This is a genomic window from Pantoea sp. Z09 (genome assembly GCF_022394795.1).
Lineage (GTDB): Bacteria > Pseudomonadota > Gammaproteobacteria > Enterobacterales > Enterobacteriaceae > Pantoea > Pantoea latae.
In genome coordinates this window covers 1,957,598-1,979,875 of sequence record NZ_CP092373.1, presented here as the reverse complement: position 1 = coordinate 1,979,875, position 22,278 = coordinate 1,957,598, and the positions used below count along the sequence as shown (strand labels likewise).

At 60.3% G+C, this 22,278-nt stretch carries 20 protein-coding genes and 1 pseudogene; 12 read left to right on the top strand and 9 right to left on the bottom strand.

The genetic code is table 11. The features are described from left to right. Window positions 1–2: 2 nt before the first annotated feature. Window positions 3–1,322, bottom strand: coding sequence for an MFS transporter (locus MC269_RS09450; protein WP_239952205.1), 1,320 nt, complete (start codon window positions 1,320–1,322; stop codon window positions 3–5). Between the two features lie 433 nt (window positions 1,323–1,755). On the opposite strand from MC269_RS09450, the pseudogene MC269_RS09445 reads away from it, so the two are divergent. Then, a pseudogene (locus MC269_RS09445) lies at window positions 1,756–4,111 on the top strand (membrane-bound PQQ-dependent dehydrogenase, glucose/quinate/shikimate family). A gap of 145 nt (window positions 4,112–4,256) precedes the next feature. Here the strand turns inward: MC269_RS09445 and MC269_RS09440 are convergent. Next, on the bottom strand, window positions 4,257–4,997 hold the full coding sequence (locus tag MC269_RS09440) for a nitroreductase family protein (RefSeq protein WP_081137571.1): 741 nt from the start codon (window positions 4,995–4,997) through the stop codon (window positions 4,257–4,259). A gap of 285 nt (window positions 4,998–5,282) precedes the next feature. Between MC269_RS09440 and MC269_RS09435 the strand changes: the two genes are divergently transcribed. The 3 genes from MC269_RS09435 to MC269_RS09425 all read left to right on the top strand — a co-directional run bounded on the left by MC269_RS09435 (window position 5,283) and on the right by MC269_RS09425 (window position 8,744). Beyond that, window positions 5,283–6,413, top strand: coding sequence for a beta-propeller fold lactonase family protein (locus tag MC269_RS09435; RefSeq protein ID WP_239952203.1), 1,131 nt, complete (start codon window positions 5,283–5,285; stop codon window positions 6,411–6,413). 118 nt (window positions 6,414–6,531) lie between these two features. Beyond that, window positions 6,532–6,948 carry an Exc2 family lipoprotein gene (locus MC269_RS09430; protein WP_239952202.1) on the top strand — a complete coding sequence of 139 codons (417 nt, stop codon included), beginning with the start codon at window positions 6,532–6,534 and terminating at the stop codon, window positions 6,946–6,948. Window positions 6,949–7,295: 347 nt separating this feature from the next. After that, a complete protein-coding gene (locus MC269_RS09425; RefSeq protein ID WP_239952201.1) occupies window positions 7,296–8,744 on the top strand; it encodes an MFS transporter in 1,449 nt (482 codons plus the stop codon). Between the two features lie 40 nt (window positions 8,745–8,784). Here MC269_RS09425 and MC269_RS09420 read toward each other — a convergent pair whose 3' ends face one another. The 3 genes from MC269_RS09420 to MC269_RS09410 are packed head-to-tail and all read right to left on the bottom strand — an operon-like array spanning window position 8,785 to window position 11,631. Then, complete coding sequence (locus MC269_RS09420; RefSeq protein ID WP_239952200.1) at window positions 8,785–9,354, bottom strand: NTP transferase domain-containing protein; 570 nt, start codon at window positions 9,352–9,354, stop codon at window positions 8,785–8,787. Next, window positions 9,351–10,367 carry an XdhC family protein gene (locus tag MC269_RS09415; RefSeq protein ID WP_239952199.1) on the bottom strand — a complete coding sequence of 339 codons (1,017 nt, stop codon included), beginning with the start codon at window positions 10,365–10,367 and terminating at the stop codon, window positions 9,351–9,353. Before MC269_RS09415 ends, MC269_RS09420 begins: the two co-directional genes overlap by 4 nt. A 49-nt stretch (window positions 10,368–10,416) precedes the next feature. Beyond that, the gene (locus MC269_RS09410) at window positions 10,417–11,631 is read right to left on the bottom strand and encodes an MFS transporter (RefSeq protein ID WP_239955042.1); all 1,215 of its coding nucleotides are present in this window, start codon (window positions 11,629–11,631) and stop codon (window positions 10,417–10,419) included. Window positions 11,632–11,744: 113 nt separating this feature from the next. Here MC269_RS09410 and MC269_RS09405 point away from each other — a divergent pair, with 113 nt between their 5' ends. Further along, window positions 11,745–12,623 carry a LysR family transcriptional regulator gene (locus tag MC269_RS09405; protein WP_239955041.1) on the top strand — a complete coding sequence of 293 codons (879 nt, stop codon included), beginning with the start codon at window positions 11,745–11,747 and terminating at the stop codon, window positions 12,621–12,623. Here MC269_RS09405 and MC269_RS09400 read toward each other — a convergent pair. Beyond that, a complete protein-coding gene (locus MC269_RS09400) occupies window positions 12,620–13,525 on the bottom strand; it encodes a LysR substrate-binding domain-containing protein (protein WP_081137591.1) in 906 nt (301 codons plus the stop codon). The genes MC269_RS09405 and MC269_RS09400 overlap by 4 nt on opposite strands. Before the next feature lie 196 nt (window positions 13,526–13,721). Here MC269_RS09400 and MC269_RS09395 point away from each other — a divergent pair, with 196 nt between their 5' ends. The 7 genes from MC269_RS09395 (at window position 13,722) to MC269_RS09365 (ending at window position 20,802) form a co-directional block, all read left to right on the top strand. Beyond that, a complete protein-coding gene (locus tag MC269_RS09395; protein ID WP_239955040.1) occupies window positions 13,722–14,471 on the top strand; it encodes an SDR family NAD(P)-dependent oxidoreductase in 750 nt (249 codons plus the stop codon). 54 nt (window positions 14,472–14,525) lie between these two features. After that, window positions 14,526–15,824, top strand: a complete 1,299-nt coding sequence (locus tag MC269_RS09390; protein WP_239955038.1) for an MFS transporter — start codon at window positions 14,526–14,528, stop codon at window positions 15,822–15,824. 12 nt (window positions 15,825–15,836) lie between these two features. Continuing rightward, complete coding sequence (locus MC269_RS09385; RefSeq protein ID WP_239955037.1) at window positions 15,837–16,670, top strand: transketolase; 834 nt, start codon at window positions 15,837–15,839, stop codon at window positions 16,668–16,670. A 1-nt stretch (window position 16,671) separates the two neighbouring features. Continuing rightward, window positions 16,672–17,688 (top strand): transketolase family protein, encoded by a 1,017-nt coding sequence (locus MC269_RS09380; protein ID WP_239955036.1) that lies wholly within the window; start codon window positions 16,672–16,674, stop codon window positions 17,686–17,688. A gap of 205 nt (window positions 17,689–17,893) precedes the next feature. Further along, complete coding sequence (locus MC269_RS09375; protein ID WP_239955035.1) at window positions 17,894–18,964, top strand: ABC transporter substrate-binding protein; 1,071 nt, start codon at window positions 17,894–17,896, stop codon at window positions 18,962–18,964. After that, window positions 18,930–19,664 carry a substrate-binding domain-containing protein gene (locus tag MC269_RS09370; protein ID WP_239955034.1) on the top strand — a complete coding sequence of 245 codons (735 nt, stop codon included), beginning with the start codon at window positions 18,930–18,932 and terminating at the stop codon, window positions 19,662–19,664. Before MC269_RS09375 ends, MC269_RS09370 begins: the two co-directional genes overlap by 35 nt. 70 nt (window positions 19,665–19,734) lie before the next feature. Beyond that, the gene (locus MC269_RS09365; protein WP_239955033.1) at window positions 19,735–20,802 is read left to right on the top strand and encodes a nitronate monooxygenase family protein; all 1,068 of its coding nucleotides are present in this window, start codon (window positions 19,735–19,737) and stop codon (window positions 20,800–20,802) included. Here MC269_RS09365 and MC269_RS09360 read toward each other — a convergent pair. The 3 genes from MC269_RS09360 to MC269_RS09350 form a co-directional block, all read right to left on the bottom strand. Continuing rightward, entirely contained in the window at window positions 20,799–21,344 is a 546-nt protein-coding gene (locus MC269_RS09360) for an NUDIX domain-containing protein (RefSeq protein ID WP_239955032.1), read from the bottom strand. The genes MC269_RS09365 and MC269_RS09360 overlap by 4 nt on opposite strands. Before the next feature lie 30 nt (window positions 21,345–21,374). Then, the gene (locus MC269_RS09355) at window positions 21,375–21,707 is read right to left on the bottom strand and encodes an SMR family transporter (protein WP_239955030.1); all 333 of its coding nucleotides are present in this window, start codon (window positions 21,705–21,707) and stop codon (window positions 21,375–21,377) included. Window positions 21,708–21,868: 161 nt separating this feature from the next. Then, a complete protein-coding gene (locus tag MC269_RS09350; protein ID WP_081137614.1) occupies window positions 21,869–22,129 on the bottom strand; it encodes a hypothetical protein in 261 nt (86 codons plus the stop codon). Between the last annotated feature and the right edge of the window lie 149 nt (window positions 22,130–22,278).

The following is a 22,278-nucleotide window of genomic DNA, read 5'->3' as shown; positions in this document are numbered from 1 at the left end:
GGCTACAGCGCGCTCTGCGCCACGCCGGATGCGCGCTGCGGCTGCAGACGTTTCTCGGGCTGCAGCAGGGTCATCGCCAGCATACTGCCCAGCGCAATCACGGCGGTGACGGTAAACATCGCGTTGTAGCCGTAATACTCCGCCAGCCAGCCGCACAGCATTGGCGAGATAATTGAGGCGAGATTGGCGATCGCCAGCGTCATGCCGCTAAAGGCGCCGACAGAGGCTTTCGGCGTTACGTCGATCACCACCGACCAGTAAACGTTATTGACCATCGCGTTGAGCGCGTTGCCTAACGTCATCAGCGCAATAATCGCCGCGGCCGATCCGGCGTAGGGGATGGCCATAAAACAGCAGGCGGTGCCGAGCAGCGTCACGGCGGCAAAGCCGTTGCGCGCCACGCGCAGGTCGCTGAAGCGCGCCAGCAGACGATCGGCGATGCGGCCGCCGAGCAGCACGGTAAGACAGGCGCCGCTCCAGGGGATCATCGCCACATACCAGAGTGAATGCAGGTCGTAATGAAAGTTGTCCTGCAGGTATTTCGGCAGCCAGGTCACCAGCGTAAAGGTGATATAGAGGAAGGAGAAGTAGCCCAGCGCGTTGCACACCAGCGTTCTGCTGGTGAAGAAGCGCCACCAGGGCAGCGGCGCCTCGTCGTGCGCCTCCTGCCGCTGCCCGTTGCGGATCAGCGCGCGCTCTGCCGCGTTGGCGGCGGGCTGTTGTTCCGGGAGGTCGCTGAAGCGGCGCGCAAACAGCAGCATCGCCAGTAGCGAGAAACAGCCCAGCAGGATAAACATCATGCGCCAGTCATGGGTCAGCAGCAGCAGCCCGACCGCAATCGGCGCGGTCAGCAGCGAGCCGACCTGCGTCGACAGCAGACCAATGCTCAGCGCAAAGCCGCGCTCGCGGTCCGGCGCCCAGTGGGCGATCGCCTTGTTCATCAGCGCGTAGGCCGGGCCTTCAGAGACGCCGAACAGAATGCGCAGGGCAGCGAAGCCCATAATCGCCGAGCCGCCAAACAGCGCGACGCCTAAATCGCCCGCCCAGGCGGTGGCGATCTCCAGTAAAGACCAGAGCACGCCCGCCATCAGCCACACCTTTCGGGTGCCGAGACGATCCGCCAGAAAGCCGCCGCACAGCGAACCAAAGAGATAGCCAAAGCCAAAATAGCCCAGCACCGCGCCCAGCTGCACTTTGCTGAAGTGGTACTCCTGCGAGATGGCGTTAGCGGCAAACGACAGCGCGCCGCGATCGATGTAGTTGATCAGCGCGACAAGGAATAACAGTGAAAAAATAACGTAACGATAGCGACTCGGCTGCATACGGCTTCTCCTGCAAGATGATGGTCAGTAACCGAGAAGCAAGAGTGGTGCCAGAAGAGAATAAGGGCGCGTTTAACCGGGCACTGGCCCAACGCATGGCAGAAATAAGCAGGCTAATGGTTCGCCTGCGCATCATTAAGGTGCAGCGGCGCCGGTGAAAGTGACATAAATGTGGCGTCATTGTCGGCGGCTTGAACAAAAGGTGCGGTAAATCAGAGTGATCTATTAGCTGCGGCAGACCATTGCGCGCCGAAATCTTACTCGATGTCGCGCTGCGCAGAGGATTATCCGCGCTGACACCAGCGCTATTCGTTAGCCTGGCTAAAGCCTGGATAGATAATGTGTTTTTACGAAAAATTTACCTAAGTTAAAATAACGTTGAAGTTATGTGTATTTATTTTATTTCGTCCCTTGAATGAGGAAAAGAAGGATCATGGTTAACAAGCTAACCAGTATCGTGATGGCGATTGTCGCCGTGGCGATGCTGTATATGGGCGGAAAGCTTCTGCTGCTGGGGGGGCAGCGCGTTTTATGCGCTGATGGCCGCAGGGTTACTGCTCACCGCGGTACTGCTGTTTCTGAATAAACGCAGCGCCTTAACGCTTTACGCGCTGCTGATGTGGATTACGCTCTTCTGGATAATCTGGGAAGCGGGCTTCGATAAATGGCAGTGGATCCCGCGCGGCGACCTGTTTGGTCTGATTGGCGTGTGGCTGGCGCTGCCCTGGGTGGTGCGCCCGCTTACCCAGCGTAAGTTCCATCCTTTCCTCGGCTCCACGGTGGTCATTATGATCGCCCTAGTGATCGGCCTCTGCTTTTACGATCCGCTGCCGCAGCAGGGCACCATCACCAATGCGCGCACGCAGTCCGCCTCAACCGGCGCCGGCAACGACTGGACGGCCTATGGCGGCTCCACTAACGCGCTGCGCTTCTCCTCGCTGAACCAGATCACCAAAGAGAACGTGAAAGATCTTGAGGTGGCCTGGACCTACCACACCGGCGATCTGCGTAAGAGCGACGACGCCACCGAGTACACCTTCGAGGCGACGCCGCTGAAGGCGAACGGCATGCTCTACTTCTGTACGCCGCATAACGAGGTGCACGCGCTCGATCCGGAAACCGGCGCGGTGAAGTGGAAGTACGCGCCGCCGCAGGATCGCTCCTATATGCAGCAGCATCAGACCTGTCGTGGCGTCAGCTTCTATGACGCCAGCAGCGCAGCGGCGGCCAACAGCGCCTCGCAGCCCGCGCTGTGCCGTAAGCGTATCTTTAACGCCACAACCGATGCGCAGCTAGTGGCGCTGGATGCCGACAGCGGCAAACCCTGCGCCGATTTCGGCCAGAACGGCGTGGTCGATCTCCATGCCAACATGGGCGAAGTCCGTCCGCACGCGCTGATGCAAACCTCTGCGCCGCTGGTGGCGGGCAATCTGGTGATTGTCGGCGGTTCGGTGATGGATAACGGCTTCAACCGCGGCAACCCGTCAGGCGTGATCCGCGCCTATGACGCCGTGACGGGCCGTCTGGTGTGGAACTTCGATCCCGCCACGCCTGACAACACCCAGCCGATTGCGGCGGATGCAACCTATCCGCAGGATACGCCGGTGGCCTGGGCGACGCTGAGCGCCGACCTGAAAAACGGCCTGGTCTACGTGCCGTTCGGCAACGCCTCGCCGGATGAAGTCGGTATCGAGCGCGATCCCAACAGCAACACGGAGAAATTCCGCGATGCGCTGGTGGCGCTGGATCTGAAAACCGGCGCCTTTAAATGGCGTTATCAGAGCGCCAACCACGATCTGTGGGACCGCGATAATCCGTCTCAGCCGTCGCTGGTGGATATCGACTATCAGGGCAACCCGCAGCCGGCGGTGATCCTGCCGACGAAAACCGGCAACCTGTTTGTGCTTAACCGTCTGACCGGTCAGCCGATCTATCCGGTTAACCAGGTTAAGGTGTCGACCGAAGGCGGCGTCGAGGGCGAAAAGTTTGCCGCGACCCAGCCGGTGTCCAGCCTGAACTTTATCCCACAGCCGCTGACGGAAAAATCGATGTGGGGCATTTCACCGTTCGATCAGATGAGCTGCCGTATCGGCTTCCGCGAGCTGCGCTACGACGGCAATCCGTGGACGCCGGCGACGGAGAAGGGCTCGCTGATTTTCCCGGGCAATATCGGCGTCTTTAACTGGGGTTCCGTTGCGGTTGATCCCGAGCGTCAGCTGCTGATCGCCGCGCCGGTGCGTCTGGCCTACAAGTACAACCTGATCAAACGTACGCCGGCCACCGCAACCGAGCGTATGTTCACCAAAGATGGCTCGCCCTACTGGAATGAAAACTTCCACGGCGACTACGCTATCCATATTCAGCAGTTCGCGTCTGAGCTGGGCATACCCTGCATCGCGCCGCCGTGGGGCCGTATGGTCGGCGTCGATCTGAAAACCGGCAAAACCGAATGGCTGCGCCGCGTCGGCACCACGAAAAACCTCAACACCAGCTTCCTGCCTGGCCGTTTCCCACTCGGTTTCCCAATGGGCATGGTGGCGCACGGCGGTCCGCTGGTGACGGCGGGCGATGTGGTGTTCCACGGCGCGACGGCGGATAACTTCTTCCGCGCCTATGACAGCACCACCGGCGCGCTGCTGTGGCAGACCGAGCTGAGCGCGGGCGCGCAGGCCACGCCGTCGACCTTTATGGGTAAAGATGGCAAGCAGTATGTGGTGATCGCTGCGGGCGGCCACGGCTCGCTCGGCACCAAAAGCGGCGACAGCGTGGTGGCGTTCCGCCTGAAATAACGCAAGCATGCGCCTCGCGCAGAAAGGAAAAGATAAAGCGCCCGGTTGGGCGCTTTTTTTTGCCGTGCATGGCGGCTATTCGCCTCCGCACTCTCAACGCGATAGCGAGCGGGCAAATATCTGCGGGCCGTCGCTCAGGCGGAGGTTATTTATCGTTGCCGAAGCCCTGTTTTTTCAGCGCGCCCAGCACGTGCGGGAAGTAGATATTTTGATAATAGCCGCTTACGCTTTCGCTCCAGCTTTCGCCGTCGGAACGGCCGATGTTCTGCCAGTGCTGCACCATCTCCTGATTGTAGGCGGCGATCTTCTCCTCCAGGCCTGCTGTGCGATAGGCCTCTTCGTGACGGAAGGTCTCCAGCGGCAGGCGCGGTTTCTGGTGCGACGGCTCATCGACATAGCCGATAACCACGCCCGCGACCGGGAAGGTATATTCCGGTAGTTCCAGCAGGCTAATCAGCGCCTCAGGATCGCGGCGGATGCCGCCGATCGGCACGATGCCCAGGCCTTCCGCGCGCGCGGCGGCCATCACCGAGCCCAGCGCGATACCCACATCGGTCGAACCGGATACGATGCTCTCAATGCTCTGCTGCGCGATTTGCTCGCGGCCGATCGCTTCCATCGCCACGCGGGATTTATGCATATCCAGCACGAAGGTAAGAAACACCGGCGCTTTGGCGATCCACGGCTGACCACCGGCAATCTGGGAGATTTCCTTGCGCTTTGCCGCGTCGCGCGTAACGACGACGGAAACCTGCTGCGAGTTGACAGAGGTCGGGGCGCGATACGCGGTGCTGATAATGCGATCCAGAATCGCATCGTCAACGGGCTGCTCGGTAAAGCTGCGTTCGCTTTTATGGCTGGTAAAAATATCAATTAGTGAATTCATGGATCCTCCAGATGTGGAGGCTAAGAGTAGCAGGTTAGGGCAGGACCAGATTTAACCGCATTGGTCATTGCTGATAATCTGATGCAGGTCAGCGCGTTAGCGGCGTCCTGCGCAGTGAGCCAGCCCGCATTTCTGCACAAATGATAAAAATAACAACTTTGTAACAATATGAATGCGCAGGCATTTTGGGCAAATCCACAACAGGCCTCAGGCAGCCACACATAACTCCGTCGCGTGCGGCCGCGTATACCTGAAGCGACAACACTTAACTTACTGAGGTAACACATGAATAACTCTCTGGCGCTGCGCCAGTCGATTCTCCTGCTCGGCATGGTTTTCAGCGGGTCGCTGCTGGCCCAGACCTTTGTCTACGTTTCGGCGGCGGAGGATGGCACTATCGCGCGCTACGCCTTAAACGACCAGACCGGCGCGCTGAAGCGGCTGGGCGACACGCCGGCGGGCGGCAAGGTGATGCCGATGGCCATCAGCCCCGATAAAAAAATGCTCTACGCCGCCGTGCGCAGCCAGCCGATGCGGCTGGTGAGCTGGTCCATCAACGGCAAAACCGGGGCGTTAACGCCGGCATCGGAGAGCGCAGCCGCCGCAAGCTATCCCTATATCAGCCTGGACAGGCAAGGGCGCTTTTTGCTGGCGGCGTCCTATGACAGCGGCGTGGTGCATGTTTATCGTTTAGGCGCTCACGGAAAAGTAACGACGCCGTTTGTCGAGGAGATACAGGCGGGGCACGCCGCGCACTCGGTGATTGTCGATGCGACAAATCGCTCCGCTTACGTCGGCGTGCTGGGCACCGATCGCATTCTGCAGCTGGCGCTGCATCAGGATGGTCAACTTACGCCGGTCGGCGATGGTTTCGTCGCGACGGCGGCGAAAAACGGGCCGCGTCACTCGGCGCTGTCGCCGGATAACCGCTTTCTTTATAACGTTGGTGAAATGAGCGGCGCCATCGTGCAGTTCGCGCGGCAGCCGGATGGCACGCTGACACAGATCGCTGACTATCCCAGCGCGGTCGCGCAGAAATATCATCTGCAGCACGGCGTTGAGCGCACCGCCAGCTACAGCGACAGCACGCCGCGCATCTGGGCGGCCGATATCAACATGACGCCTGATGGGCGCTTTCTCTATGTGACGGAGCGGACCAGCAGCACGGTTACGGGCTACCGCGTCAGTCAGCAGGATGGAAAACTGCAGCTGATTAACAGCTGGCCGGTAGAAAAGCAGCCGCGCGGCATCGCGATTACGCCTGACGGGCGCTGGCTGATTGCCAGCGGTGAAAAAAGCGGGGTGATTGGCAGTTACGCGATTGCGCAGGAGAGCGGAGCGCTGCAGCGCGTGGCGGAAGCGCCGGTTGGCCGCGATGCCAACTGGGTGAGTATCGTGAGTGTTAATCAGCCGTAGCGGAGCTTACCTGTTTTAACAGGCGTTTCAATTCTGAAGCGATTAAATTCTGCGCCTGTTTGCCGGGCGCTACACGCAGGGATATAGTTAGCGCTCGGAATGACATAAGGATATGAAAATGAATAAGTTAAAGGTTCCCGTTATGCTTGCGGCCGCGCTGCTGCTGACAGCCTGTGTCGGCCAGCAGACCAGCGTAGAGCGCAATGCCAGCCATACTGCTGCCAGACTCGACAGCATTCACTTTGATCCCAATACGCGTCAGCTCAGGGCGGATAATATTCGCTGGATGAAAACCTTTCTGAAACAGTTCTATGAATTGGGCAAGGCAGACCGTGCGAATGGCCTGACGCAGCAGCAGGCGGAACAGCGTGTGAAAAGGTTTAGCGACTGCGAAAATGGGCCATTTACGCCTGACGCTCAGCGAAGCTTTATCGCGTCACACGAGTACAGTGCCGACCGGCCGGAGCAGCAGAGTCAGATTATGCTGGAGAGCGCCACCGCGACATACTGGGATGGTTATTACGGCCGGCCGTAAAGTGAAGCAAGCGCCGGGCGATAGCGGCGCTTTTTTATTTAAACGTTTAGTTGCAGAAGGGAAGAGAACAGCAGTCAATATAACACCGGCTAGCTATGCCAGATATCTCATTTAACATAATATACATTATATGCACTCACATTATCCTGTTAAACCGGCATCCAGACACCCTGGCATTATCCAGCTCACCACGCAAAAAAACCTGAGTCTGGCCATCGGCATCAATCCTGATACTCACACGTAAAACCCTCTGTTCAAAAATGAACGCTGAACTAACAAAAATGGCAGTTCTCAGACAATCCTGTAAGAACCATCATGACTCTCACTACTTCCACGTGGAGTCTGCTATGACTTTATTAACTGTTACGCAACCCGAACCGCGCCGCTGGCTGATGTTCTCTCTCTTACTGGTTGGCGCATTTCTTCCGCCGCTCGATTTTTTTATTGTGAACGTGGCTTTGCCCTCAATCCAGGGTGAACTGGGCGCGTCCTCCTCAGCCGAACAACTGGTTATCTCATCCTATGCTGCCGTTTATGCGGTGATGTTGATGACTGGCGGTCGGCTGGGCGATCTCTATGGCCGGGGAAAAATGTTTTTTCTGGGGTTAATGGGTTTCGCCTGCGCCTCTCTGTTATGCGGCCTGGCAATTACTCCCGGGATGCTCATTGCAGGACGCATTCTGCAAGGCGCGACTGCCGCCATTATGGCGCCGCAGGCGCTGGCGTCGGTGCAGGCCCTTTTCCCTGAAAAAGAGAAGCCGTTAGCGCTCAGTTTATATGGCGCAGTGTTTGGTCTGGCCGCGGTTGTCGGCCAGGCGCTGGGCGGCACCCTGATCGCCCTGGACCTCTGTCATCTGGGCTGGCGCGCCATTTTCCTTATTAACCTGCCGGTCGCGCTGTTTGTCATTTTGTTTGGCGTGCGGTTATTAAAAGAAACCCGCGCGAAAAATGCCCGAAAACTCGATCCGGGCGGGATGCTGCTGGTGACGGCCACCCTGAGTGCGCTGATTATACCTCTGATTGAATGCCGGGAAACCGGCTGGACCTGGTGGATATGGCTACTCTTTCTCACCGTTCCTTTGCTGGCCTTTATGACGTGGCGCTATGAAACACGGCTGAGCCAGCAAGGCGGCGCGCCGCTGCTCGATCCTGGCGTGCTGGGCGCGCCAGGAATTGGTCTGGGACTGGTTATCGCACTGCTATTCTATTCACTCGCGGCATTCTTTCTCTTGTTTACGGTCTATCTGCAAAAAGCATTACATTTTGACGCGCTCAACGCAGGCCTGGTTTTCCTGCCCTTTGGCGCCGGCTTTCTGACTGGCCCGTTAACCACGCCTTATCTGCGACGCTTTGCCGGTAACTATCTGTGCAGCATCGGGATGGCATGCGAAGCCGCAGGATTAATCGGGCTGGTCGGGTTAATTAGTGCAACCACCGTAGAGGTTATGCCGCCGATGGCGCCAGCAGGCGCGCTGCTGTTTATCATTGGGTTTGGTCAGGGTCTGGCGATGCCAACACTGGTGCGCATGATTACCGGCCGCGTTGCGCCAGAATTTTCAGGCATGATTGCCGGCGTGACGACGTCGACTTTGCAGATCAGCACGGCGCTTGGCGTCGCGGTCATCGGCACCCTTTTCTACAATACGTTGGGAACCAGCGACGCCGAAAAGGATATCACCCACGCCTTTGTTATCGCGACGATGGCGATTGCCTGTTGCCTTGCCCTGGGCGCGGGCCTGAGCATCAGGCTGATTCGACAGCCGTTAGCGTTGAATACGATGGCGAACAGACTTTAAATCCCTTGACGCTCAGCCGGAAACCGCGCCGGCTGAACGGTTATTCAGCGCCCGTGCCACGCTGAAGATCAAGCGGTGTATCGATATCCAGCACGCAGCCCTTGTCCGCCAGTTTCACCCTTTGACAGGGCGCGCTGTTAAGCACCGCGCGGGCGCCGGTGTCGCCGCTCAGGCTGATAAGCGCGGGATAGAAAGCGCGCTGAAATCCTACCGGATGCCCCGGCTTGCCCGCGACTTCCGCACGCGCCAGCGGCGCATAATCCAGCGCACTGGCGACGGCCAGCAGACTTTCGCTGGTTAAAAACGGCATATCGCCCAGCGTAATCAGCCAGCCGTCATACGCCGCGCTGGCGCCTACGCCGGCGGCGATAGAGTCGCCGATGCCCTCGCTGCGGCAGATTACCGCGCGGCCTGCGGGGATAAGCGCCTGTATCGGCGCATCTTCAGGGCGCGTCACCACGAAAAAGTCGAGTCCCGTCGCGGCAACGTGCGCCAGCGTGTGCTGCAACACCGGTTTGCCGTTCAGTAACGCCAGCAGCTTATGCTCGCCGCCGCCTGCTTTAAAACGGCGGCTAAAACCGGCCGCCATCACCAGAACGGCGATCTTCATATCAGACTTCCCTGCTCCCACGCCTCTGCAAGGGGCGGCGCGACCGCCGCTACGCAGCCGTTTTTGTAGCGCACAATGTCCGCCATTACCGACAGCGCGATCTCGGACGGGGTTTTACTGCCGATATCCAGCCCGACCGGCGCGTGAATGCGGCTCACCTGATCAGGCTCGAGGTCGCCATACTGGCCCAGCCGCTCTTTTCTTCTGTGGCTGTTCTTTCTCGACCCCATGGCGCCGATATAGAACGCAGGCAGGTTCACCGCCTCCATCATGGTGAGGTCATCAATGCGCGGATCGTGCGTCAGCGACAGGATCGCCGTGCCGGCATGACACCCTTCCCGCTCCAGATAAACGGCGGGAAACTGCTTTATCAGCCTGACGTTGGCGTCCAGCAAGGCGGCCATGTTCTCCAGCGCCTCTTCCCGATGCTCGCAAACGATGGTTTCGAAACCGAGCGCGACGGCAAAGTTGGCGCAAAAAACCGCCACGCTGGAGAGCCCACCGATCACCAGCCGCGGCGCGGTCGAGAGCGTCAGGGTAATGGCGGCGCCATCGCGGTAGGTGATCGTGCTGTTGGTATAGGCGGCGGGCTCCAGCGCGTGACAGGCATGCGGCAAAATAAGCTTCTTTTTCACCGCCGTGGCGGCGGTCAGCGCATCAATCATTTTTTGCAAATAGGCGCGACTGGTTGCGCCGGGCGACAGCTTCTCCACCAGGATCTCCAGCACGCCGCCGCACGGCAGCGCCCTGTCCGGCTCAAAGCCGCCTTCGCCGTAGCGCACCACCTGGCTGGCGGCCGGAAACGCGTCCTGATTGATGCGTTCGATAAAACTCTCTTCTACGCAGCCACCTGAAAGCGAGCCGCAGTAGTAACCTTGTTGCCTGATGATCATCATCGCCCCTGGCGGACGTGGCGACGATCCATAGGTCGACAGCACCGTACAGAGCCAGACCTCATGCGTGTCAACCCACTGCAATCCCGCGTTCAATACCTGCATATCAAGGTTGTGCATGACCTGATGCCTCCGGCAACGGTTAAGCCAGGGCGTGCCCTGGCGATAATTAAGTCGGCGATGCCTCTGCTGATGCGGCATCGCTGTGAAGATAGCGTCGGCTTGCCAGTACGGCAAACAGCGCCGACAGGATCAGCAGCGCCAGGCCAAAGGCAAACGGACTCCACCAACCCACGGCGTCGAACAGCTCGCCACCCAGCGCGGCACCCAGGGTGATCGCCAGCTGGATCACCGCGACCATCAGGCCGCCGCCCGCCTCCGCGCTCTCCGGCAGCGCGCGGCTTAGCCAGAGTCCCCAGGCCACCGGCGCGGGCGTCGACACCAGTCCCCACGCGGCTAACAGCGCGCCGGTGATAAGCAACGAGTGCCCCTGCCAGATCAGCAGCGCCCCGATCGCCGCCATCGCCAACGGGATCAGGATCAGCCAGCGAAACAGATGGGTTTGCAGCAGCAGGCCGATTGACCAGGTTCCAGCCAGCCCGGCGGCGCCCAACAGCAGCAGAATAAACGAAAGCTCGCTGACGCTGGCGCCGGTTACCGACTCCATAAAGGGCCGCAGATAGGTGAAAATAGCGAACTGCCCCATAAACAGCGCCAGGATCGCCGCCATTCCCGCCGCGACGTGCGACAAGCCCAGCAGACGCAGCGGACTGGCGCGCTGGTTATCGCCCTGCGCCGGCAGCGACGGAAGCGCGCGCCACTGCCAGATAAACGCGGCGACGGCCAGCGGCACGACGATAAAAAACGCCCCACGCCAGCCGATATACTGGCCGAGAAAGCTTCCCAGCGGCGCGGCGATGGTGGCCGCCAGCGCGTTGCCGCCGTTGATCAGCGCCAGCCCTTTCGCCACCGCATGCGGCGGCGCAAGACGCATAATGGTCGCGGTGGACATCGACCAGAATCCGCCAATCGCCACGCCAAGCAGCGCGCGTCCGACAATAAAAATTAGTCCGTCTGGCGCGAATGTGACAGTCAGACCGGAAATTGTCAGCAAAAGCGTAAAGGCGATCAGCACCTTTTTGCGGTCGAAGCGGCCGGTAAGCGGCGTATTCAGCAGGCTGGTCAGCACGGCGAAAAACCCGCTGACGGAGATCGCCTGGCCCGCCTGTCCCTGGCTGATGCCCAGATCCTGCGCCACCGGCGTCAGCAGGCTGACGGGCATAAATTCCGAGGCGATCAGCACCACGACGCCCAGGGCCATCGAGAAGATAGCGCCCCAAGCGGCGTGGTGGCGCGATGCGGTGTGTGTTGAAAGAGTCGTCATAGGTTAATCCATAAGTTTCATGGCTGTAAGAGGCTACCTGAACTGCGGTATTGAATTAACCTGGATACATGGGATGTAATTGTGAATTAAAATCAGCAATCAGGCGGAAAAAGATGAATGACATTCAGGCGTTTATTGCGGTGGCCAGAGCGCAAAGCTTCACCCGCGCGGCGGCGGGTCTGGGCGTGAGTCCGTCGGCGCTCAGCCATACCATTCGCAATCTGGAAGAGCGCATCGGCGTGCGCCTGCTGGCGCGCACCACGCGTAACGTCGCCCCGACAGAGGCGGGCGAACGCCTGTTGCAGTCGGTCGCGCCGTTATTCGAACAGATCAACAGCGAAATCGCGCGTATCGGCGAATTACGCGACACCCCGGCCGGCAATATCCGCATCACCTGTTCCGACGACGCCGCCGAGAGCCTGCTGCGCCCTGCGCTGCCCGCTTTTTTCGCGCAATACCCCGATATCAGCGTGGAAATCTGCATCGACTACGGCTTTACCAATATCATCACCGAGCGTTTTGATGCCGGCATTCGGCTGGGTGAATCGATCAGCCGCGATATGATTGCGGTGCGGCTGGGGCCAGACTGGCGGCTGGCGGTGGTCGGCACGCCAGCCTATTTCCAGGCGCATTCCATTCCCTTGATCCCTCAGGATCTCACGGCGCACCGCTGTATTAATATCCGTCACTCCCCAGGCGGCAGCGTCTATGCGTGGGAATTTGAAAAAGCGGGCCGCAAACTCACTATTCGGGTGAACGGTCCGCTGTTATCCAACAGCATTATTCACGTGATGAACGGCGCGCTGGACGGCATCGGCCTGGCCTGTGTGCCGGAGCATATGGCGCGGCCCCATATCGAGGCAGGCCGCCTGATTGAGGTGTTGGCCGACTGGAGTCCGCTGTTCGAAGGGTTCCACCTCTATTATCCCAACCGACGCAACACCTCTTCCGCCTTTGCCGCCTTTGTCGAAGCGGTTCGATATCGTGGCTAATGCGGCTGCGCGTCCAGCTGTGCCTGGATCCACTGCAGAAAGTAGCTAACGCGTGGAAACTGCGCATAGCCACGCGGATAGACCAGGTGATGGGCGCTGACCGGCAAACTCAGTTCAGCGTCAAACACCTTCACCAGTTTGCCGCTGCGCAGGTAATCGGCGGCCAGCAGTTCGCTTTCGAAAATTAGCCCGTGGCCAAGCATCGCCGCTTCCAGGCTCATATAAGAACGGTCAAAGCGAAACAGCCACTCTTGGGTCGGCTGCGACAATTGCTGCATGGCGAACCACTGCGGCCACTGAATTAACGGCGACTCAGAGAGGATCAGCGCGTGGTTATTTAGCTCGGCCGGTTCACGCAGCGGATATTTCTCCAGATAAGCTGGCGACGCCAGCACCGACATTTTTTCATGACGGATGGTTTTTATTTCAAACGCTTTCCACTCGGGAAATCCATGGCGCACGGCAATATCGATGTTATCGCGGCTAAAGGATAAATTCTCATAGGAGCAGGAGAGCGTTACCTGTATTTCCGGATGAGCGTCGCGAAATTTATGAATGCGCGGCAGCAGCCACAGCAGTCCAAAGCTGGGCGCGCAGTGAATACGCAGCGCGCTGCGATCTTTTTCATCGCGAATACGCGACGTCGCCTGCGTCAGGCCGAGGATCAGCGGGCGGATCTCTTCTAAATAGCGCTCGCCCGCCAGAGTAAGCAGCACCCCTTTCGCTGAACGGTGAAACAAAATGCAGCCCAGCGCTTTTTCCAGTTTCGCCAGCTGGTGGCTCGCCGCTGACGGCGTAATATTTAATTTTTCTGCGGCCCGCGCCACATTTCCTGTTTGCGCCACCTCTTCAAATACGCGCAGCGCTTTTAAAGAAGGCAGTGGACTGACCGGCTTTTCCATACTCTCTCCATTGCTCGGTTTTGTGATTTATATCCGTTTTAACCTGCGAAAAATGTTAACTCCATCAAACCAACAGTTTCATTCAGCATCAAATGATTTTTTTTGCATTGCCACTCTGGCCGGCTTTTCTGATGCTGAGAGGGAACCCTGCCGGTAGCGATACCGAACCCTATAAAAAAAGAATCTGGAGCCACATATGTTGCTGAAAGATAAAGTTGCGATTATTACGGGCGCCGCCTCTGAGCGCGGTATCGGACGCGCCACGGCTGCCTGCTTCGCCCATCACGGCGCTCGCGTGGTGGTGCTCGATCTCGATGAGGCAGCGGCACAGCGCAGCGCGCTGGCGCTGGGATCTGGCCATCTGGGCCTCGCGGCCAACGTCACCGACGCCGAGGCGATTCAGCGCGCCGTCGCGCAGGTCATGAATGAGTATGGCCGTATCGACGTGCTGGTGAATAACGCGGGCATCACGCAGCCGGTTAAAACTCTGGAGATCGCCGCCGAAGATTATAACCGCATCCTCGATGTCAACCTGCGCGGCACGCTGCTGATGTCGCAGGCGGTGATCCCTGTCATGCAGCGTCAGGGCGGCGGCAGCATCGTCTGCCTCTCCTCGGTGTCGGCGCAGCGCGGCGGCGGCATCTTCGGCGGCCCGCACTATAGCGCCGCCAAGGCGGGCGTTCTCGGTCTGACCAAAGCGATGGCGCGCGAGTTCGGCCCGGATCGGATCCGCGTTAACGCGCTGACCCCTGGCCTGATCCAGACCGATATCACCGGCGGGCTGCTGCACGATGAACGGCGCCACGCCATTATCGATTCGATTCCCCTTGGACGCCTCGGCGCGGCTGACGACGTGGCCCACGCCGCGCTGTTTCTTGCCAGCGATCTCTCCAGCTACCTCACCGGCATCACCTTAGACGTGAACGGCGGCATGCTGATCCACTGATCGGCTCCTTTTCTCCAGCAGCCTGGCTGCTGGTTCACTGCAAGGGTGACTATCATGACCACGCTGAATATCAGTGCGGCTGTCGCTGCGCGCGACGGCGCCTATCGCAAAATCGCCTGGCGTCTGATGCCGTTTTTAATGCTGTGCTACCTCTGCGCCTATCTGGATCGCGTTAACGTTGGCTTCGCCAAGCTGCAGATGATGGACGATCTTTCGCTAAGCGAAACCGTCTACGGCCTCGGCGCCGGGATCTTTTTCCTCGGATACTTCTTTTTCGAGGTGCCGAGCAACCTGATCCTGCACCGCGTCGGCGCGCGCCGCTGGATCGCTCGCATTATGATCACCTGGGGGCTGATCTCCGGCGCCTTTGCCTTTGTCGAGAGCGCCTGGCAGTTCTATCTGCTGCGCTTTCTGCTTGGCGTCGCTGAAGCCGGGCTGGCGCCGGGCTTGCTGCTCTATCTCACCTACTGGTTTCCCGCGCATCGCCGGGCGCGCATGACGGTGCTCTGGTTCGTCGCGATTCCGCTCTCCGGCATGATCGGCGGCCCGCTGTCGGGCTGGATTATGGAGACCTTCGCTGGCTGGCACGGCTGGGCGGGCTGGCAGTGGATGTTTATGCTGGAGGCGATCCCGACCCTGGTGATGGGGCTGGTGGTGCTGGTGGTGCTGAAGGATCGCGTCGAACAGGCGAGCTGGCTCGATGAAGGCGAAAAGCGCATGGTGCGCGCCGATCTGGAAGAGGATAACCAGCAGAAGTCCCATCACGGCACCATCAAAGAGTTTGTGGCGGATAAGCGCCTCTGGACGCTGGCGGCGATCTACTTCTGCGTAGTGATGGGCCAGTACGCCCTGACCTTCTGGCTGCCGACGCTGGTGCGAAACGCCGGCATTCGCGAGCCGCTGCATATCGGCCTGCTCACCAGTCTGCCCTACCTCTGCGCCATCGTCTTTATGCTGATGGCGGGCCGCAGCGGCGATCGTCACCGCGAGCGACGCTGGCACCTGATTGTGCCGATGCTGCTCGGCATGGCGGGCCTGACGCTGGCGACCTCGCTGGGCCACAGCGTGGCGCTGTCGCTGTTCTTTCTTTGCCTCGCGGCGGCGGGCATTCTCTCCGCCTCATCGCTGTTCTGGATGCTGCCGACCAATCTGCTGGGCGGTGTCTCCGCCGCCGCCGGTATCGCGGCGGTCAACTGTATCGCCAATCTCGCCGGTTTCTTTTCGCCCTGGCTTATCGGCTCTATTACCACGCTGACCGGCTCGCCCGCGTCGGGCATGTACTTTATCGCTGCGGTTCTGCTGCTCGGCGCGCTCTGCGTGCTGCGCATCCGGGCGGCGGACGTCAATCGTTAATCAGGAGGTTCTATGCATACCCTTACTTCACCGCCGACGCTGCGCCAGCGCGCCACCCATATTCGCCGCCATGCGCTGCTGATGGGCCAGGTGCAGGGCCAGGGCTATATCGGGCAGGCGCTGGGCGCCGCCGATTTGCTCGCGGTCAGCTATTTCCATGCGCTGAACTATCGCGCAGAGGATCCTGAATGGGAAGGCCGCGATCGGTTCTATCTCTCTATCGGCCACTACGCTATCGCCCTTTACGCGGCGCTGCTGGAGGCGGGCGTCATCCCCGAAGCGGAGCGCGAAACCTACGGCAGCGACGAGAGCCGTTTGCCGATGTCAGGCATGGCGGCCTACACGCCCGGCATGGAGATTACCGGCGGCTCGCTCGGCCACGGCCTCGGCATTGCGGTCGGCGCCTGCCTCGGGCTGAAACGCAAGGGTTCAGCCTCGCGGGTCTACAACCTGCTGTCTGACGGCGAGCTGAACGAAGGCTCTACCTGGGAAGCCGCGATGTCGGCGTCGCACTGGCAGCTGGATAACCTGATCGCCATTATCGACGTCAATAATCAGCAGGCGGACGGCCACAGCAGCGAGATCCTGGCGTTCGAGCCAATAGTTGAGCGCTGGCAGGCCTTCGGCTGGTATGCGCAGCGTGTGGACGGCAACGATATTGCGGCACTGGTTGCCGCCTTTGACGCCGCACGCGACTGGCCGCAGCCGCAGCCGCGCGTGATTATTTGCGACACCCGCATGGGCAAAGGCGTGCCTTTCCTTGAAACCCGGGAAAAGACCCACTTTATTCGCGTCGACGCGGATGAATGGAGCAAAGCCCTTACTGCACTGGAACAGGGAGCATAAGATGAACAGTTCAACGCTAAAAAAACGGTTGACCACTTCGGCAATGATCGCCTCGATTGCCGCCGAGGGACAGCCGACGGAATCCGCGCCCTTTGGCCACGCGCTGGTCGAGCTGGCGCGCCAGCGTCAGGATATCGTCGGCCTGACCGCCGATCTGAGCAAATACACTGACCTGCACCTTTTCGCCGACGCCTTCCCCGAACGTTTCTATCAGATGGGCATGGCGGAGCAGCTGCTGATGAGCGCCGCCGCCGGCATGGCGCGCGAGGGATTTACCCCCTTCGTCACCACCTATGCGGTGTTCGCCTCACGCCGCGCCTACGACTTTATCTGCATGGCGATTGCCGAAGAGAACCTCAACGTGAAAATCGCCTGCGCCCTGCCCGGCCTGACCACCGGCTACGGGCCGAGCCATCAGGCGACGGACGATGTGGCGATTTTTCGCGGCATGCCCAACCTGATGATTATCGATCCCTGCGATTCGCGGGAAATCAGCCAGGTGGTGCCGGCTATCGCCGAGCATCAGGGACCGGTCTATATGCGTCTGCTGCGCGGCAAGGTGCCGCTTGTGCTGGATAAGTATGACTACCGCTACCAGCACGGCAAAGCGCAGCGTCTGCGCGCGGGCAAGCATGCGGTGATTATCAGCAGCGGCATAATGACGATGCGCGCGCTGGAGGCGGCGGAACAGCTGGAAAGACGCGGCATTGAGGTCGGCGTGGTGCACTCGCCGGTGATCAAGCCGCTGGACGAGGCGACGATACTGCGCGAAGCCGGTGAAGCGCTGAGCGCGCAACGGCTGGTGATCACGGCGGAAAACCACTCGATTACTGGCGGACTGGGCGAAGCCATTGCAGCGACGCTGCTGCGCCACGGCGTGGCGCCCCGCTTCCGTCAGATTGCCCTGCCCGACGCCTTTCTCGCCGCAGGCGCGCTGCCGACGCTGCACGACCGCTACGGCATCTCCACGCAGGCGATGGTGACGCAGATTACCGCGTGGCTGGAGCGTGGCGTCTGAGTCGCTGAAACTATCCGGAAGTTCTCTGCTTCCGGATCCCTAGGCCAGTCGCCTCTTTATCTGTAGAACCTTGGCTTTTAGCGCGGAGCTGATGTGATTTTTTACAACAAACGCTAAAGGTATGATGTAACTAATAGGCATAACGCTGTCATTGCTTGCTCTCTTCGCTATATAATCCGCGACATATCGAATTATGGAGTCCGTTATGTCCCGCTTCCTGCGTCATTCTTTTCTCGCTGCTCTGCTGACGCTTAGCGCGTTCAGCAGCCAGGCAAGCCGTGTGGTGATCGACCAGCTCGGCCGCCACGTTACCCTTCCCGACCGGGTCGACCGCGTGGTGGTGCTGCAGCATCAAACCCTGAATCTGCTGGTGCAGCTCAACGCCACCGATAAAATCGTTGGCATCCTCGCCAACTGGAAACAGCAGCTTGGCGACGGCTATGCGCAGCTGGCGCCGGAGCTGACGCAGAAAGCGATGCTCGGCGACCTCACCCACGTCGACACCGAACGTCTGGTGGCGCTTCATCCTCAGGTGGTGTTTGTCACTAACTATGCGCCGCAGGAGATGATCGACAGCATCTCCGCGCTGGGCATTCCGGTGATTGCCATTTCCCTGCGTCATGACGACGCGGGCGAGCAGGATAAAATCAATCCGGGCATGCAGGACGAGGAAAAGGCCTACAACCTCGGGCTGAAAGAAGGCATCACGCTGATTGGCGAGGTGGTGAACCGCCCGCAGCAGGCGAAGGCCCTGATTGACGCCGCCTTCGCTGGACGCAAGCTGGTCAGCGATCGCCTCCGCTCCCTGCCCCAGCAGCAGCGCGTGCGCGCCTATATGGCCAATCCGGCGCTGACCACCTATGGATCCGGCAAATATACCGGTCTGATGATGGCCCACGCTGGCGCGCTCAACGTGGCGGCCGCCAGCGTGCAGGGCTTTAAGCAGGTCAGCATGGAGCAGGTTATCGCCTGGAACCCGCAGGTGATATTCGTGCAGGACCGCTATCCCGAGGTGGTGAACGAAATCAAACAGGATGCGCGGTGGCAACCCATCGACGCGGTAAAAAACCATCGCGTCTGGCTGATGCCGGCCTACGCCAAAGCCTGGGGCTATCCGATGCCTGAGGCGACAGGTCTGGGCGAGCTGTGGATGGCGAAAAAGCTCTACCCGGAAAAATTCCGCGATATCGATACTCAGCAGCAGGCTGAACGCTGGTATCAACGCTTCTACCGCACTCACTATGTCGACGATGCTGCGCGTTCTGGCAGCCGGTAGCCTGCGGCCCGTCTGGCCGGCGCTGATGGCGGCGTTTAGTGCGCAAGGCGGCGCAGGCGCGGAAACGCGTTTCGGCCCTGCCGGGCTGCTGCGCCAGCGTATTGAACAGGGCGAGCCGTGCGCCCTCTTCGCCTCCGCCAGTCAGGCGCATGCCGACGCGCTGGTGCAGCAGGGGCTGGCGAGCGAAAGCGGCGCCTTCGCCGCAAACAGTCTCTGCCTGACCGCCAGAGCGGAGATAACAGGCAAAAACGACAGCTGGCTGACGCTGCTGCAGCGCCCGTCGCTGCGGCTGGCGACCTCAACGCCGCGCAGCGATCCCTCGGGCGATTACACCTGGCAGCTGTTTGCCGCGCTGGAGAGACGCTATCCCGGACTGGGCGCCGATCTCCGTCAGCGCGCGCAGAGGCTGGTCGGTGGCGCCGACAGCCTCGCCCTGCCCGACGGCGCGCTGGCGGCGCACTGGCTGCTGAGCAACGGTCACGCCGATCTGTTTATCGGCTACGCCAGCTATGCGCCGCGTCTGGCGGCGATCCCTGCCCTGAAGGTATTTGTCATTCCCGCCGCCGACAACGTGCTGGCTCGCTACGGCTACGCGGTGTGCCAGCCTGCCGCGCAGCCGCTGGCGCGCTTTCTGCACTCGCAGACGGCGCAGACGCTGCTGCGGCAGCATGGATTTTTGCTGCCTGCGCCGCAGAGTTGAGCGCTGGGGTTGTGTTTCAGGCGCGGCGCGGCGATGCTGGCTCTCGTTCTGTCCACCAGCAGGAGAGAAAATGGACAATCCACTCTGCCGCGCGTTATCTGTTGCATTTCCTTTGATTCAGGCGCCGATGGCGGGCGTCTCGACCCCTGAACTGGCCGCGGCGGTCAGCAACGCAGGCGCGCTGGGCTCGATTAGCCTCGGCGCGTCAGATCCCACGCAGGCCCGCGCCCTGCTTAGCCGCCTGCGCGAGCTGACCGCCGCGCCGGTGAATATCAATCTTTTCTGCCATGCGCCGCCGTCCCGCGATGACGAACGCGAGCGCGCCTGGCTGGCGCGCTTTGCGCCGCTGTTCAGACGCTACGGCGCAGCGCCACCGCTGTCGCTGACGGAAATCTACCCCACCTTTAACAGCGACTCTCCGCTGCTGCCGCTGATCCTTGACGCGGCGCCCGCCGCGGTCAGCTTTCATTTCGGCCTGCCAGATAAAGCGGTTATCGACCGGCTGAAAGGTCAGAGTATCGTGACGCTGGCGAGCGCGACCTCGGTTGAGGAGGCGCGTCAGGTCGCCGCCGCAGGTATCGATTTCGTGGTGGCGCAGGGCATTGAGGCGGGCGGTCATCGCGGCATGTTCGACCCTGAACAGCCGGATGCGCAGATGAGTACTCTGACGCTGGTGCAGGCGATCATCAGGCAGTGCGACTGTCCGGTGATTGCCGCAGGCGGCATGATGGACGGCAGCGGCATCGCCGCTATGATGACGCTGGGCGCGGCGGGCGTGCAGCTGGGTACGGCGTTTCTGCTCTGCCCGGAGTCCGCCGCGAACAGCGCTTATCGCGCGGCGCTGAAAAGCGATGCGGCCGCCCACACGGAGCTGACCGCCGCGATTTCCGGACGTCCGGCGCGCGCGCTCAGCAACGCCTTTTGCCATTTCGCACGCACTATCCCGCAGGAGGCGATCCCTGCCTATCCTCTCGCTTATTCGCTGGGCAAAGCGCTGGCCGCCGCGGCCGCCGCGCAGGGCGAAGCGGGTTTTGGCGCGCAGTGGGCGGGCCAGGGCGCAATGCTGGCGCGAGAAATGCCCGCGGCGCAGCTGGTCAGGACGTTAATCAAGGAGTATCACGACGCGCGGCGCGCTTAGCGCGTGGGATCCGCCAGCAGCAGCAGCAGCGGCACCAGCGAGAGCCCGTCGGGCATATCGCCGCTGGCGATCATCTGACGTATCGCGTCCAGCGAAAACCAGCCGGTGTCCATGACCTCATCCTGATCCTCCTCCATGCCGACGAATTCGAGATCGGTGGCCAGAAAGGTGATAAACAGCTGATCGCTGCTGCCGTAGGAGGGATGGTAGCGGATCAGCTCGCGCAGGTGCTTCGCCCGATAGCCGCTCTCCTCCACCAGCTCGCGGCGTGCGGCGCAAAGCGGCGTTTCGTCGGGATCCACGCCGCCCGACGGGATCGCCCAGACCACGCGATCGATCAGATAGCGATACTGTTTGATCAGCAGTATCTTCTCTTCCTGCATGGCGACGATACCGACAGCGGGACGGTCATGATGCACGGCATAGAAGTCGCGGCGCTGCGCTTCCCCCAGATCGATACTTGCCTTCTGCACGCTGAACCAGGGATTGCGGTAGAGCGTTTGTACCTCATCAATATCTGCTTCTTTAAGCGCCTTTTTCACCAGCATCTCCCGTTGATAAAGATAAAGGGGTTAGTGCCCTACCGTTTTAGAGAAAAGATTCACCACCAGCACGCCGGTAATGATCAAGCCGAGTCCGAGGATAGCAGGCAGATCGAGCTTCTGCTTGAACACCACCCAGCCCACGATGGAGATCAGCACGATCCCCACGCCTGACCAGATAGCGTAGGCGATGCCGGTCGGCATGGTGCGCAGCACCAGCGTCAGAAAGTAGAAGGCGATAACGTACCCGACCACGGTGATCACCGCTGGCCAGAGTCGGGTAAAGGATTCAGACGCCTTGAGGCTGCTGGTGGCGATTACTTCCGCCACAATGGCGATAAACAGATAGAGGTAGCTACTCATAACACCCTTAAGAAACACGTCACCGTGCCTGGCAGTAAAGCGGCTTTTGGTGAAGGAAAAATGACTATTCTACGTGATGCGGAAAAACAAAGGGAAACGGCGGCGGGTCAATTTGATCTCCATCATTAAACGGCAAACGTCAGGGTTTGCCGTTCTCTGCCTTATCTGCACTGGCTGGCGCAGTTCTGCACGCAAATTTGCGTCTGGCTGCTACAGGAGCCGTTGCCGCGCGTATTGCAGTGAGAACGCTCTACATAGCAGTTCTGCTGACAGCTGGCGAGATCGCACTTCGCCGCGACCGGCGTCAGCTGAGCGATGGGCGCCCGTCCGCTAAACAGCGCCTGGGATGCAACGGGCTGAGCGAGAGCGCTCTGCCCCAGCAGCAATGCGGTGAGCATCGCTATGATGTAACGCGTTTTCATTTTTACTCTCCCTGGGTTCGACACCGGCTAAGTATGGCTGGAGAACGGGCAAACGTCCTCGCCGCGGGCGTAAAAGCGTCAGGCGGTCACACTTCCGCCGCCGGATTGAAACGAAAGGTTCAGGCCACGTGTAAAGCACCAAAACAATG